12 protein-coding genes are annotated in these 13,845 nt (G+C 45.2%); 10 read left to right on the forward strand and 2 right to left on the reverse strand.

The window, feature by feature from the left end; genetic code table 11:
• Window positions 1-39 precede the first annotated feature (39 nt).
• Window positions 40-303 (reverse strand): 30S ribosomal protein S20, encoded by a 264-nt coding sequence (gene rpsT, locus AYR61_RS10935; protein ID WP_054707787.1) that lies wholly within the window; start codon window positions 301-303, stop codon window positions 40-42.
• A 266-nt stretch (window positions 304-569) separates the two neighbouring features.
• Between rpsT and rpsO the strand changes: the two genes are divergently transcribed.
• The 8 genes from rpsO to AYR61_RS10975 all read left to right on the forward strand — a co-directional run bounded on the left by rpsO (window position 570) and on the right by AYR61_RS10975 (window position 9,787).
• A complete protein-coding gene (gene rpsO, locus AYR61_RS10940) occupies window positions 570-839 on the forward strand; it encodes a 30S ribosomal protein S15 (RefSeq protein ID WP_054707784.1) in 270 nt (89 codons plus the stop codon).
• 759 nt (window positions 840-1,598) lie between these two features.
• Window positions 1,599-3,380 (forward strand): ribonuclease J, encoded by a 1,782-nt coding sequence (locus AYR61_RS10945; RefSeq protein ID WP_065902985.1) that lies wholly within the window; start codon window positions 1,599-1,601, stop codon window positions 3,378-3,380.
• A gap of 62 nt (window positions 3,381-3,442) precedes the next feature.
• On the forward strand, window positions 3,443-4,333 hold the full coding sequence (locus tag AYR61_RS10950) for a hypothetical protein (RefSeq protein ID WP_065902987.1): 891 nt from the start codon (window positions 3,443-3,445) through the stop codon (window positions 4,331-4,333).
• Between the two features lie 200 nt (window positions 4,334-4,533).
• Complete coding sequence (gene tuf / locus AYR61_RS10955) at window positions 4,534-5,721, forward strand: elongation factor Tu (RefSeq protein ID WP_054707779.1); 1,188 nt, start codon at window positions 4,534-4,536, stop codon at window positions 5,719-5,721.
• A gap of 215 nt (window positions 5,722-5,936) precedes the next feature.
• Window positions 5,937-7,253, forward strand: a complete 1,317-nt coding sequence (tig, locus tag AYR61_RS10960; RefSeq protein WP_065902989.1) for a trigger factor — start codon at window positions 5,937-5,939, stop codon at window positions 7,251-7,253.
• 184 nt (window positions 7,254-7,437) lie between these two features.
• Window positions 7,438-8,691, forward strand: a complete 1,254-nt coding sequence (gene clpX, locus AYR61_RS10965; protein WP_065902990.1) for an ATP-dependent Clp protease ATP-binding subunit ClpX — start codon at window positions 7,438-7,440, stop codon at window positions 8,689-8,691.
• 194 nt (window positions 8,692-8,885) lie between these two features.
• Entirely contained in the window at window positions 8,886-9,485 is a 600-nt protein-coding gene (gene yihA / locus AYR61_RS10970) for a ribosome biogenesis GTP-binding protein YihA/YsxC (RefSeq protein ID WP_054707772.1), read from the forward strand.
• Window positions 9,482-9,787, forward strand: coding sequence for a nucleoside triphosphate pyrophosphohydrolase family protein (locus AYR61_RS10975; RefSeq protein WP_054707769.1), 306 nt, complete (start codon window positions 9,482-9,484; stop codon window positions 9,785-9,787). The genes yihA and AYR61_RS10975 overlap by 4 nt, the downstream gene beginning before the upstream one ends.
• 84 nt (window positions 9,788-9,871) lie before the next feature.
• Here AYR61_RS10975 and AYR61_RS10980 read toward each other — a convergent pair whose 3' ends face one another.
• The gene (locus AYR61_RS10980; protein ID WP_054712567.1) at window positions 9,872-10,795 is read right to left on the reverse strand and encodes an IS30 family transposase; all 924 of its coding nucleotides are present in this window, start codon (window positions 10,793-10,795) and stop codon (window positions 9,872-9,874) included.
• Window positions 10,796-11,138: 343 nt separating this feature from the next.
• Here AYR61_RS10980 and AYR61_RS10985 point away from each other — a divergent pair, with 343 nt between their 5' ends.
• Window positions 11,139-12,443, forward strand: a complete 1,305-nt coding sequence (locus AYR61_RS10985) for an argininosuccinate synthase (RefSeq protein WP_054707766.1) — start codon at window positions 11,139-11,141, stop codon at window positions 12,441-12,443.
• Window positions 12,443-13,825: an argininosuccinate lyase gene (gene argH / locus AYR61_RS10990; protein WP_054707764.1), complete on the forward strand. Its 1,383-nt coding sequence runs from the start codon at window positions 12,443-12,445 to the stop codon at window positions 13,823-13,825. Before AYR61_RS10985 ends, argH begins: the two co-directional genes overlap by 1 nt.
• Window positions 13,826-13,845: the final 20 nt, after the last annotated feature.

Genomic DNA, 13,845 nt, shown 5'->3' on the forward strand with positions numbered 1-13,845 from the left:
CGCAAGGAATCAGTCTTTTTTTATGATGGGTCGTTTAAGTTAGGCGTTTGCTTTAGCAAGACGTGCAGCCATCCGTGACTTGTCACGAGCAGCTTTGTTACGCTTGATTAAACCCTTTGATGCGGCTTTGTCAACGGCGCTTGATGCAGCGACGTATAAAGCAGCAGCTTTTTCATCATGAGCAGTGACAGCAGTTTCGAACTTCTTAACAGTTGTCCGCATCGTGCTGAGTTGTGATGAGTTACGCTTGTTTGCTTTAACGTTAGTCTTTGCACGTTCGATAGCAGATTTGATAATTGGCAATGATTTCACCTCCACAGTAAAAAAGAGCCAAACGGTCTTTTTAATATTCAACGAATGTCATTATACAGAAGATAAGGGGTGATTGCAACACCTCTGGTCGAAATGTAAAGTAAAAATACTTGATAATGAAATGCCTTGTGTTCAACCGCGATGTTGTGTACAATGATTAAGGTTCATATGCCCATACTTAGTTTCTCGTGATCTCACTCACGGTAACTCAGTATTGGGTGGATCAAAAAAATATTTATAAGGTGGGAATTTTTACCATGGCTATTAGTCAAGAAAAGAAAAACGAAATCATCAAGCAATATGCACGTCACGACGGCGACACTGGTTCAGCCGAAGTCCAAATTGCTGTTTTAACTGCTGACATCAACAGCATCAACGACCACATGAGAGCTCACAAGAAGGACTTTCATTCACAACGTGGGTTGATGAAGAAGATCGGTCACCGTCGTAACCTCTTAGCTTACCTCCGTAAGTCAGACGTTCAACGTTACCGTGACTTAATCCAATCATTGGGTCTGCGTCGTTAAAATTAAGTCTTTTAGAGAATCGCTTAGGCGGTTCTTTTTTTGTAAGGTGCGCAAGAAGGGCGCCTAAAAGGTGGAGCACAAGGCCACTCTGACATAAATTCCTGGGCCTGGAATTTGTGTCAGAGTGGCCTTGTGTGCAACCTTTTTGCCCTTCTGTAGCCCGATTCGGCTAGAGAGCAGGGGTGCTGGATGAAATGTCTGGGTCTGAAATCCGTGCTGGGGCGCGCTTGTGTGCAACGTTTTGCCCTTCTGTAGCCCGATTCGGTAGAGAGCAGGGGTGCTGAATGAAATGTCTGGGTCCGGAAACCGTGTCAGAGTGGCCTTGTGTGCAACGTTTTGCCCTTTTGTAGCCCGATTCGGCAAGGGAGCAGGCACGCAGTATAAAAAGGGGTCTCTGCACTAAAACACAAACAACTCCGCCCATTTGAGCCAAACTGCTCTACAAAATAGTGGTGGCCCCCTCGAACAAGTTACCAACAAGTCATGCAAATAATCCTCATCGGCGTGCGAGTTAAAAATGCCAAGAGGTCCCGTTTCACCTCACAACTAACTTGATGCAACAGCTAAATAGGTAATACATCTTTAATTTCCATCCAGTCTTCAACCGCCTTCTTCCACAGGCTACTAAAGTGTGATAAACTAATGACAGCTTGTAGTCGTGCCTAAATTAGTGAATTTAGGGAAAAAGTTAATGCAGTGTGTTTCTCAGTTTTGGGGAACACTTTCAAAAATGAGATAGAAGACAGTTTGAGGTGAATTATGGAAGAAGCAACAGTAAAAATTATGCCGTTGGGCGGGGTTCGCGAAAACGGTAAGAACATGTACGTCGTTGATATTAATGACGGCATCTATGTGTTGGATTGCGGGTTGAAGTACCCGGAAAACGAACTGCTGGGAATTGATATTGTCATTCCTGATTATAACTATTTACGGGAAAATAAAGACCGGATCGTCGGGGTCTTCTTGACCCACGGCCACGCGGATGCGATTGGTGCTTTGCCTTACTTTTTAAGTGAGTTTAATGTGCCCGTTTTTGGGTCTGAAATGACCATTGAATTAGCAAAGCTTAACGTCAAAGATGATCCCAACGTGAAGGACTTTGATGATTTTCACGTTGTGGATGAACGCACAGAAATCGACTTTGGCGATGTGACGGTGTCGTTCTTTAAGACGACCCACTCAATTCCTGAATCAATGGGAATCGTTTTGGGCACAGCCTCAGGCAACATTGTGTACACCGGCGATTTTAAGTTTGACCAGACAGCCTCAAAGGACTATCAAACAGACTACGCACGGCTAGCTGAAATCGGTAAACAGGGCGTTTTGGCGCTACTCAGCGATTCAGCAAATGCAGAAAATCCGAACGAAACGGCAAGCGAGCGCGACATCGCTGAGATGGTTGATGAAACGTTGAACTACCATAACGGTCGGGTCATTGTGGCGAGTGTTGGCTCAAACATTATGCGGTTACAGCAGGTGTTTAACGCTGCTGCGCGCAACGATCGTAAGGTACTGCTTACCGGGCGCGACATTGAAAAGATCGTGGATACAGCACTTCGCTTGAATAAGCTGATCTTGCCGGTGGATGATCTCTTAATTAAACAGGATGATCTGGAAAAATTGGCACCGGAACAAATTGCCATTATTCAAACGGGGCGGATGGGCGAACCCATCAAAGCCCTGCAACGGATGGCAAACGGTCAGGAAAAAGGCTTATCAATTAACCAGGGTGACCTCGTGTTTATCACAACGACACCGTCACACGCAATGGAAACCACTGTGGCAAAGACTCGCGATATGATTTACCGGGCCGGCGGTGAAGTGAAAGCCATTTCTGATGAGTTGAATTCCTCAGGCCACGCCAGCAAGAATGATCTGCAACTGATGATCCATCTGTTGCACCCAACGTACTTGATTCCCGTTCAGGGCGAGTACCGGTTGCTTTCTGCCCACCGCCATGCCGCTGAAGAAGTCGGAATGGCAGAAGACCATATCTTCTTGACGGCCAAAGGCGACCAACTGGTCTATGATAAGGGTGAAATGGTGTTGAGCGGCAGTGTCGAGGTTGGTAACACCATGATTGATGGTATCGGTGTTGGTGACATTGGCAACATCGTGTTGCGTGACCGTAAAGTGCTGTCTGAAGATGGGATCTTTGTCGCCGTTGTGACCATCGACCATAAGAAAAAACAAATTATCGGAGAACCAAAGATCACCTCACGTGGTTTTGTGTACGTGAAAGCAAATAAAGATCTGATGCATGAAAGTGCCGAGATCATTAAGAATGTTGTTCAAGCTAACCTTGATAATAAGGAATATGACTGGACTCATCTGAAGCAGGATGTCCGCGAGAAGTTAAATCACTATCTATTTGACCAAACGCGACGTCACCCTGTGATCTTGCCCGTTATTATGGAAGTTGACCCACGGCGGCATAAGCCCAAGAGCAATAAGGGTAAAAAGAAAAAGGCAGCTGATAACAAGCCAGCTGCGGATAAGCCTGCCAAAAAGGGGCCATCTAAAGAAACCACTAACGACTAAGATAATCAAACAGCGACCGTACTCCAGGCATGGAGCACGGTCGCTGTTTTAGGGAGGCAAAAATGGCAAATGAACGGGTGTTGAAAACTGCAAACGATGCCTTTAAGGCTGAGGATTGGGCGACAGCGGCGCGCCTTTATGATCAACTCTATCAAGAAAACAAAACGGTTAAGTTGAACCATCTGGTAGTCAAGTGCCACTATGAACTGGCACAGTATGAGATCGCCTTAGCAGTGATGCGGGAACAGGAACAAAGCTATTTTGAGGATCACTACCACATGATTTTATGGGCCAAGATCATGCTGGCAAATCACCTGAACATCATGGTCCGAATCGCAATGGTCACGTTACCTGATGTCCCACAGGAAATGACGTTGCTGGTCACTGAGTACGAAGCCGCCGTTCGCCAACGGCCTGATTTTAAACAACGGTATCAAACTTTTTATCAATTAAGCGCTGGTGATGTGACAGAACAACGTCACCAGTTTGAAATGGGAAAGGCACTGCCGATAGCCGAGTGGCAAACAGCAGTGACGCATTTACTGACGGATCCATTTGTCAAACCAATCGTTCGGGTGAGCCTGTTGGAAATGCTGACCAAGCTGAAGGTCACTGACCCAGTCAGCTATGTTTGGCTAGATGGTACGGCGACCGATGTGGTGCCCAGTCAGTTAAGCCCGCTCGATGATCTGCCTGTTGTTCAGACCACGCAAGACGCACTACAGACGCTTTTGGCTGATGATGACCCAATCACGCAGCAGCTCTATGCCGAGTCACTGAGGGTCCAGTTATCGCTGCTCTATCCGTTTGTAAATCGGGCGGTGACGGCGCCACAAAAATGGGTGTGCGTGTTGACTGGTCAGATTTCAGATGGGGATGATGACCCCACGACCCAGCAGATGATCGACTGGCAGGGGCGGTTAGGTGAAATGATGCAGGAAATGACGTCGTAATTGAAAAAAATCGTGAAAAATCACGAAAAAACACACATTTTTGTTTACAAACGATTACCCAGTCTATATAATGTTTTAAGGATTCTTCTTGAGGGATTCTCGATTTACCTTTTCGGGAAGAAGTAGTATAATTTACACCAAAGGGTTGCTGGTTTTTATGGCCAGCATTATCTTTGTGAAAAATACAGGAGGTTTCATTAATGGCAAAGGAAACATATGAAAGAACTAAGCCCCATGTAAACATTGGTACTATTGGCCATATTGACCATGGGAAGACCACTTTGACTGCAGCAATCACTAAGGTTTTAGCCGCTAAAGGCTTGGCTAAGGCTGAAGATTATGCTGACATTGATAAGGCACCTGAGGAACGTGAACGTGGTATCACGATCAACACTGCCCACGTTGAATACGAAACTGAAAAGCGTCACTATGCACATATTGACGCCCCAGGACATGCTGATTACATCAAGAACATGATCACTGGTGCCGCACAAATGGATGGTGCTATCTTAGTTGTTGCCGCAACTGATGGTCCTATGCCACAAACGCGTGAACACATTCTGTTGGCTCGCCAAGTTGGTGTTGAATACATCGTTGTATTCTTAAACAAGACCGACTTAGTTGATGACGACGAATTGATCGACTTGGTTGAAATGGAAGTCCGTGAATTACTTTCAGAATACGATTACCCTGGTGATGATATTCCAGTTATCCGCGGTTCTGCATTGAAGGCCCTTGAAGGCGATCCAGAACAAGAAAAGGTTATTTTACACTTAATGGACGTTGTTGATGAATACATCCCAACACCAGTTCGTGATAACGACAAGCCATTCTTGATGCCTGTTGAAGACGTCTTCACCATTACTGGTCGTGGTACTGTTGCTTCTGGTCGTATCGATCGTGGTACGATCAAAGTCGGTGACGAAGTTGAAATCGTCGGTCTTAAAGAAGAAATCTTGAAGAGTACCGTAACTGGTTTGGAAATGTTCCGTAAGACTTTGGAATTTGGTGAAGCCGGCGATAACGTTGGTGTTCTGTTGCGTGGTATTAACCGTGAACAAGTTGTTCGTGGCCAAGTGCTTGCAGCTCCAGGTTCAATCCAAACTCACAAGAAGTTCAAGGGTGAAGTATATATCCTTTCTAAAGAAGAAGGTGGCCGTCATACGCCATTCTTCTCAAACTACCGTCCTCAATTCTACTTCCACACCACTGATATCACTGGTGTTATCGAATTGCCTGATGGCGTAGAAATGGTTATGCCTGGCGATAACGTCACTTTCGAAGTTGACTTAATTGCCCCAGCTGCCATTGAAAAGGGTACTAAGTTCACTGTCCGTGAAGGTGGCCATACTGTTGGTGCCGGTGTCGTTTCAGACATCATGGACTAAACTTTTAGCCTAAATGAACAAGAGAAGTCCGAGAAGGTTTCCTTTTCGGGCTTTTTTTTATTGTTAATAATGGTTACAAATTCAGTAATATCACCGGATTGACGGTGATTTTTGCCGAAATAGTTTTACTTTTTTTCGCGTATACGGTAAACTAAAAGCTGTACGCAATTTGAATATGATCGTATTCAAGAGATATTTGATTCGGAGGGAAAATAATGTCTGCAAAATGGGAAAAGAAGGAAACCAACAAGGGCGAACTGACCTTTGAAATTGGTGCCGACCAAATTAAGAAGGGCTTGGATCAAGCCTTTGCTAAAACCAAGAAGAACTTAGCTGTTCCTGGTTTCCGTAAGGGAAAGGTGCCGCGTCAAATCTTCAACCAAATGTATGGTGAAGAAGCACTTTACCAAGACGCTTTAAACATCGTCTTACCAGACGCTTACGCTGCTGCTATTGAAGAAGTAGGAATCGAACCCGTTGACCAACCAGAAGTTAACGTTGAATCAATGGAAAAGGGTCAAGCTTGGGTATTAAAGGCGGTTGTTACCGTTAAGCCAGACGTTAAGTTAGGCGAATACAAGGACTTAAGTGTCACTAAGCAAAACACCCGTGTCTACCAAAAGGACATTGATGCCGAACTCGAACGTCGTCAACAACAACAAGCTGAATTAGTGCTTAAAGAAGACCAACCTGCAGCCAAGGGCGACACTGTTGTCATTGACTTTGATGGTTACGTTGATGGTAAGCAGTTTGATGGCGGTAAAGCTGACAACTACTCACTTGAATTAGGCTCTAACTCATTTATCCCTGGCTTTGAAGACCAATTGGTTGGCCATAAAGCTGGTGAAGATGTTGAAGTTAAAGTCACCTTCCCAGATGACTACCAAGCTGAAGACCTTCAGGGTAAAGAAGCAACCTTTAAGACGACGATTCACGAAGTTAAGGCTAAGGAATTACCAGCCCTTGACGACGAATTTGCTAAGGACGTTGACGAAGAAGTTGACAGTCTTGACGAATTAAAGGCTAAGATCAAAGACGAATTAAAGGAACAAAAGACGAACGCTGCTCAAGAAGCTATCGAAGATGAAGCAATTCGCGAAGCTGTTGACAACGCCACCATCGAAGACGTTCCTGCTGCCATGGTTGAAGACGATATTCACCGTCAAATGGACCAATACTTGGCTAACATGCAACAACAAGGCATCGATCCTAAGACGTACTTCCAGTTAACTGGGACGACTGAAGACGACCTGCACAAGCAATTTGCTTCAGACGCAGAACGTCGTGTCAAGACGAACCTTGTTTTGGAAGCCATCGTTGAAGCTGAAAAGATCGAACCTTCTGACGACGAAATCAACAAAGAAGTCACTGATCTTGCCGGCCAATATGGTATGGAAGAATCAGCTGTTCGCTCAGCATTGAGTGACGATATGTTGAAGCATGATATTGCTGTTCAAGACGCCGTTGCCTTGGTCCGCGATTCAGCTAAGCAAGACAAGTCTAAGAAGGACGAAAAAGAAGACGAGAAGTAAGCTTTAATCGTCAACTCAATCGTCATAAACAAAAGGCCCTGAGATGAGATTTCTGATCTTGCCAGGGCCTTTTGTTTGGAGCTAGGGTAAATTCTTTTGCATGCCGACTGTTCTATGGTATAGTAGCAATTGCATTGGGAAATCGTCCTAGTGTCCTTAAAACTACGAAGGGGTGACTCATAAATTGTTTGAAAATACCGACGTAAATGGCCCCGTAAATTGTTCTTTTTGTGGTAAATCACAGGATCAAGTTATGAAAATTGTTGCGGGTCCTGGTGTGTACATTTGTAATGAATGTATTGATTTATGCAAAGAAATCATTGATGAAGAGTTCAACGAAACTGCAGAAGAGACTGTTTTTGATGTTCCAACACCACAACAGATCGTGGATTCCTTGAACCAGTACGTAATTGGCCAAAATGAAGCGAAAAAAACGCTTTCAGTAGCGGTTTACAACCATTATAAACGTGTGAACGAAATGGCCACCAGCGAGGGCGCTGAGGGTCCTGAATTACAGAAGAGTAACATCACAATGATTGGACCCACTGGTTCCGGGAAGACTTATCTTGCCCAGACCCTGGCAAAGATCTTGAACGTGCCGTTTGCAATTGCTGACGCAACGACTTTGACTGAAGCCGGTTACGTTGGTGAAGACGTGGAAAATATCCTGCTGAAGCTGCTGCAAAACGCTGATTATGACGTTGAACGGGCTGAAAAGGGTATCATTTACATTGATGAAATCGATAAGATCGCTAAGAAGGCTGAAAATGTCTCCATCACTCGTGATGTATCAGGTGAAGGGGTTCAACAAGCACTCTTAAAGATCTTGGAAGGCACCATTGCCAACGTGCCGCCGCAGGGTGGTCGTAAGCACCCACAACAGGAATTTATTCAGATCGATACCACGAATATTTTGTTTATCGTGGGTGGGGCCTTTGACGGCATCGAAACGATCGTTAAAAACCGGTTGGGTGACAAGACCATTGGGTTTGGGACGGATTCAACGCACCAACCAATCAATGGTTCTGAAAGTCTGATGCAACGGGTCGTTCCAGAAGACATGCTTGAATTCGGTTTGATTCCAGAATTTATCGGGCGGTTGCCAATCTTGACAGCCCTTGAGAAGTTATCAGAAGAAGACCTTGTGCGAATTCTGACCGAACCAAAGAACGCGCTGGTTAAGCAGTATCAAAAGCTCTTGTCCCTCGATGGCGTCCAATTGGAATTTGACGCTGCAGGACTGCGTGAAATGGCGAAATTAGCCCTGAAGCGTAATACTGGTGCTCGTGGTCTGCGGTCCATCATTGAAGACGTTATGCGCGATATCATGTTCGAATTACCAAGTCGTGATGATGTCGAAAAAGTTGTGGTTACCGGTGAAACGGTAAAGGACCATGAGGAACCACAATTGATTTTAAAGGATCAAAAAGCCTCTTAATTGGGGAACCAATTGCCACTTATAGCGGCTATCAAAAATGTCCACCAACGGCTGTATGTGAATGACAGTCGCGTTGATGGGCATTTTTTTGTGGCCTTTTTACAGGTGACGAGCTTGGGTCATACAAATTCTGTACACCCAGTTCGCCATCCATGATATGATAGAACACAGCATATTTAAGGAGGGATTTCAGCATGGAAGTCCATGATGTGGAATTAGTAATGAGCGCCGTTGACCCCAAACAATATCCAACGACCGGGGATCCGGAGATTGCGTTGGTGGGACGCTCCAACGTTGGGAAGTCGTCGTTGACCAACGTGTTGATCAATCGAAACAGTTACGCGCACACGTCTAGTCAACCGGGTAAGACGCAGACTCTGAATTTTTATCACGTTGAATCCCAGATGTACTTTGTTGACGTTCCAGGTTACGGTTATGCCAAGGCTTCGCGAACCGATCGGGAAAAATGGGGGCAAATGATTGAAACTTATTTAACCCAACGAGAACAATTGCGCGGCGTTGTTTCGCTTGTTGACGGTCGTCACGAGCCAACCAAGGATGATCAGCAAATGTATACCTGGCTGGCGTACTACGATATTCCAACCCTAGTCGTTGCCACTAAATTGGATAAAATTTCACGGGGAAAGTGGAATAAGCAGCTCAGCATGATCAAAAAGACGTTGCAGCTGAAGCCTGAAGACGCGTTGTTGCCGTTTTCCGCCCAGACGAAAATGGGCAAGGATGCGGTGTGGGATTGGATCGAGACACAAGCATTTGGAGGCAAATTAGGATGAATTTTAACGATTACCAACAAGCAGCGAACCGGACACTTTACGGCAGTGAACAGGTGTTAACAAACTGCGCCCTCGGACTTTCAAGCGAGACTGGCGAAGTTGTCGACCTCGTTAAGCAGTACACGTTTCAAGGAAAGGATCTCGACCGTGAGACACTGACCAAGGAAATGGGTGATGTTCTCTGGTATCTGTCACAGGTTGCTGAATGGGCAAACATTCCCTTTGACGAGGTTGCTAAGGACAACATCCAACGATTGAACGAACGCTATCCAAACGGGTATCAAAACCAACCGGAATCATAAGTGACTTGCAATTATTACCATTGGTGACGGTTTCAGAAAACAACATTAAAAAATGGCAGATTGCAAGAAATAACTTGAACGAATTTAATGACGTAAATTAAGCAAGAAGATCTCGATTGGTGTATGCCAATTAAGACATTTAAGTGGCCGTGAATTCAAATACCAATTAATTTGAACCAATTGGTGATCACTTAGTTCTTCAATGGCTTGGCCTTTGGGAATAAAGCGCCGCAAAACTCGGTTACGGTTCTCATTACTGCCTCTTTCATGCGGTGAATAGGCATGGGCAAAATAAACCTGTGTACCAGTTCGCCGTTCAATTGTCTGATAGTTAGCGAACTCTTTACCATGATCCACAGTAAGCGTCTTGAGCTTGTCTTGAAGTTGACGAGCTAGTTCAAGTACGGTTTGAGTCATGGACTGACTGTCGCGACCATGGAGCCTTTTAACAATTGTCAGGCGACTTTTACGCTCCACAAAAGTAGCCACAGCTTGACCTTTACGTTTACCAGAAAGTACGGTATCAGCTTCAAAGTGGCCGAATTCCTGGCGAGTTTCGATTTTATGAGGACGCTTCTCAATTGAGCGGCCGTGACTGAACGTACCACGCTTTTCTTTAGCACGATGACGACGAATTCCATGATCAGGCAAATCGGGCAACTGTACATCAAGCCAGCCTTGATCAATCCAGTTATAGACCGTCTTGTAGGCAATCCCCACCACATGGGCAACTTGTTCAGGGGACCACTTCTGGACTTGAATCTTTTCCTCGATCAAGTGTTTAAGGTTTTTAGTAAGCGAAGACTTTCGCCCCCGTTGACTAACCTTTCGTTCAAAGTCAGTTTGCGCTAGCTCAGCCTGGTACTCACCATTTAGTCGGTGAAGTTCGTTAAAGATGGTGGTCTGACTAAAGTCTAAGTAGTTAGCGATGTATCGCAAGGAACGTCCTTCATTATGAAGCGTTTCAATGACAACACGGTTCTGGAATGATACAATAGTGGTGCTCATCAAGGTCCTTCTTTCTAATGGATTGTGTGGTAACACCATTAAAGACCTTGATAGGTTTTTCTGTCCACTTAAATGTTCAACTTAAATTTTACAATCTGCCAAATCAAAAATAGAGCGACTTAAGATCAATTTTTATATGATTTTAAGTCGCTTTTTTGTATATTATTACAACTATTCTAATTTTATTACCTGTTTTCATCCTGAATATTAGAAAACTTAATGTATATTAAACGTGAATATCGTTAAATTCATGTATAAATTTCAAAAAAGGTTGTAATTTCTGAATAAAGGTGTTAACCTCTAATTTATTAAGTTGAAATTAAGAAATGAGAGGGATAATCATATGACAGAAAACCAAAAAGTAGTATTAGCATATTCCGGAGGCTTAGATACCTCAGTTGCCATTCCTTGGCTTAAAGACAAGGGCTATGACGTGATTGCCTGCTGTATTAATGTCGGCGAGGGAAAAGATTTAGATTTCATCAAGGAAAAGGCCTTAAATGTCGGCGCCGTCAAAGCTTATGTCATTGACGCCTTAGACGAATTCGCCGAAGATTACGCGCTGGTTGCGTTACAGGGTCATACCTTTTACGAGGGTGAATACCCATTGATTTCAGCATTATCCCGTCCATTAATCAGTAAAAAACTTGTTGAAGTTGCACAACAAGAAAATGCTACCGCCGTTGCCCATGGTTGCACTGGTAAAGGAAACGACCAGGTTCGGTTTGAGGTTGCCATTCACGCCCTCAATCCAGCCCTGGAAGTTTTAAGTCCAGTTCGTGACTGGCACTGGTCTCGTGAAGAAGAAATCAACTATGCTAAGGAACACAATATTCCAATTCCAATTGATCTGGACTCACCATATTCGATCGATGCGAACATTTGGGGCCGGGCTAACGAAGCCGGCGTCTTGGAAGACCCATGGGTTTCAGCACCTGAAGATGCCTATGCACTGACCAACCCAATCGATAAGACTCCAGATACACCGACGGACATTGAAATTACGTTTGTTAAAGGGGTCCCAACCAAGCTGAATGGCAAGGCAATGAAACTGGCTGACCTGATTCAAGACTTAAATAAGATTGCCGGCGAAAACGGCATTGGCCGGATCGACCACATTGAAAACCGGTTAGTCGGTATCAAGTCTCGTGAAGTGTACGAAGCACCCGCAGCAACCGTTTTGATGAAGGCCCACAAACAACTTGAAGACCTGACTTTTGAACGTGATCTGGCGCACTTTAAGCCCGTTGTAGAAGACAAGTTAAGCGAAATGATTTACAACGCGTTATGGTTCTCACCATTGATGGGCGCCTTACAGTCCTTCTTAAAAACGACTCAGGAAGTTGTGAGCGGCGTTATCAAGGTGGAACTCTTTAAGGGCAACGTGATCACACTTGGTCGGAAGTCAGACAATTCATTGTATGACAAGAACCTGGCAACTTACACGGCTTCAGATTCGTTTGACCAAATTGCTGCTAAAGGCTTCATTAAGCTTTGGGGCTTACCAACTCAGGTATACTCACAAGTGAAGATGAAGAACCAACAATCAGCCTTTGTGAACGCTGTGACCAAGAATGCCAAGAGTAAGGTCAAGGTCGCTGTGAAGACCGACAAGAAGGCTGAATCCGAAAAAACGGGGGCTAAATAATGAGTACCAAAAAGCTATGGGGCGGTCGGTTTCAGGAACAGGCTGCCGCTTGGGTCGATGCTTTTGGTGCCTCCATTTCCTTTGATCAACTGATGGCCGAGGAAGACATCGAAGGGTCACTGGCCCACGTGAAGATGTTGAAGGCTACCGGGATTCTGACCGCTGACGACAGTGACCAGATCATTGCTGGCTTGGAGGGTATCCAGACCGATTTAGAAGCTGGCAACCTTGAATTTTCCGTTGAAAACGAAGATATCCACATGAATATTGAATCGATCTTAACGGAGCGGATCGGCGCCGTTGCTGGGAAACTGCATACGGGCCGGTCACGAAACGACCAAGTGGCAACTGATTTTCATTTATATTTAAAGAAACGGTTGCCCAAGGTCATTGATGAATTAACGACGATTCAAACGACGCTCGTGAAGATGGCTGAAGAAAATGTTGAAACGATTATGCCGGGGTACACCCACCTTCAGCACGCCCAACCGATTTCATATGGCCACTACTTGATGGCGTATTACCAAATGTTTAAGCGTGATAAGGAACGGTTGACGTTCAACGAGAAGCACACCGATATGTCGCCATTGGGCGCAGCTGCGCTTGCGGGGACCACGTTTCCAATCGATCGGCAAATGACGGCGAAAACACTCGGCTTTTCTGAAGTGTACGCAAACTCGCTAGATGCTGTCTCTGACCGGGACTTTGCGCTTGAATTTCTCAGCAACAGCTCGATTCTCATGATGCACCTGTCGCGGTTCTGTGAAGAACTCAGCATGTGGGTGAGCCATGAATTCCAGTATTTGGAACTCAGCGATGCCTACACTACTGGCAGCTCTATCATGCCGCAGAAGAAGAACCCCGATATGGCGGAACTGATTCGCGGTAAGAGTGGCCGGGTCTATGGACATTTAATGGGCTTATTGGCTACCATGAAGTCGTTGCCGTTGGCGTATAACAAGGACCTTCAGGAAGACAAGGAGGGCGTATTTGATACCGTCAAGACCTTGCTGCCAGCACTGCGGGTCTTCAACGGGATGCTGTCAACGCTGACCGTTAAGAAAGAAAATATGCAGCATGCGACCGAAAATGACTTTTCAAACGCGACTGAGTTAGCAGACTACTTAGCTGCCAAGGGGGTTCCCTTTAGAGAAGCACATGGGATTGTTGGTCAATTGGTGCTCAAGGGCATCCAAACGCACCAGAATCTGCAGGATATGTCCCTAGATGACCTTAAACAGGCCTCCCCAGCAATCGAAGCCGACGTGTACAATGATTTAAAGTCGGAAGTTGCGGTGGAACGCCGGCATTCCGAGGGCGGTACTGGGTTTGATCAGGTTCGTCACCAAATTGAAGTTGCAAAGCAAGAATTGAGTTTATAATGTATAAAAAACAGCCAAGC

Source organism: Secundilactobacillus paracollinoides (genome assembly GCF_001702155.1).
Taxonomy (GTDB): domain Bacteria; phylum Bacillota; class Bacilli; order Lactobacillales; family Lactobacillaceae; genus Secundilactobacillus; species Secundilactobacillus paracollinoides.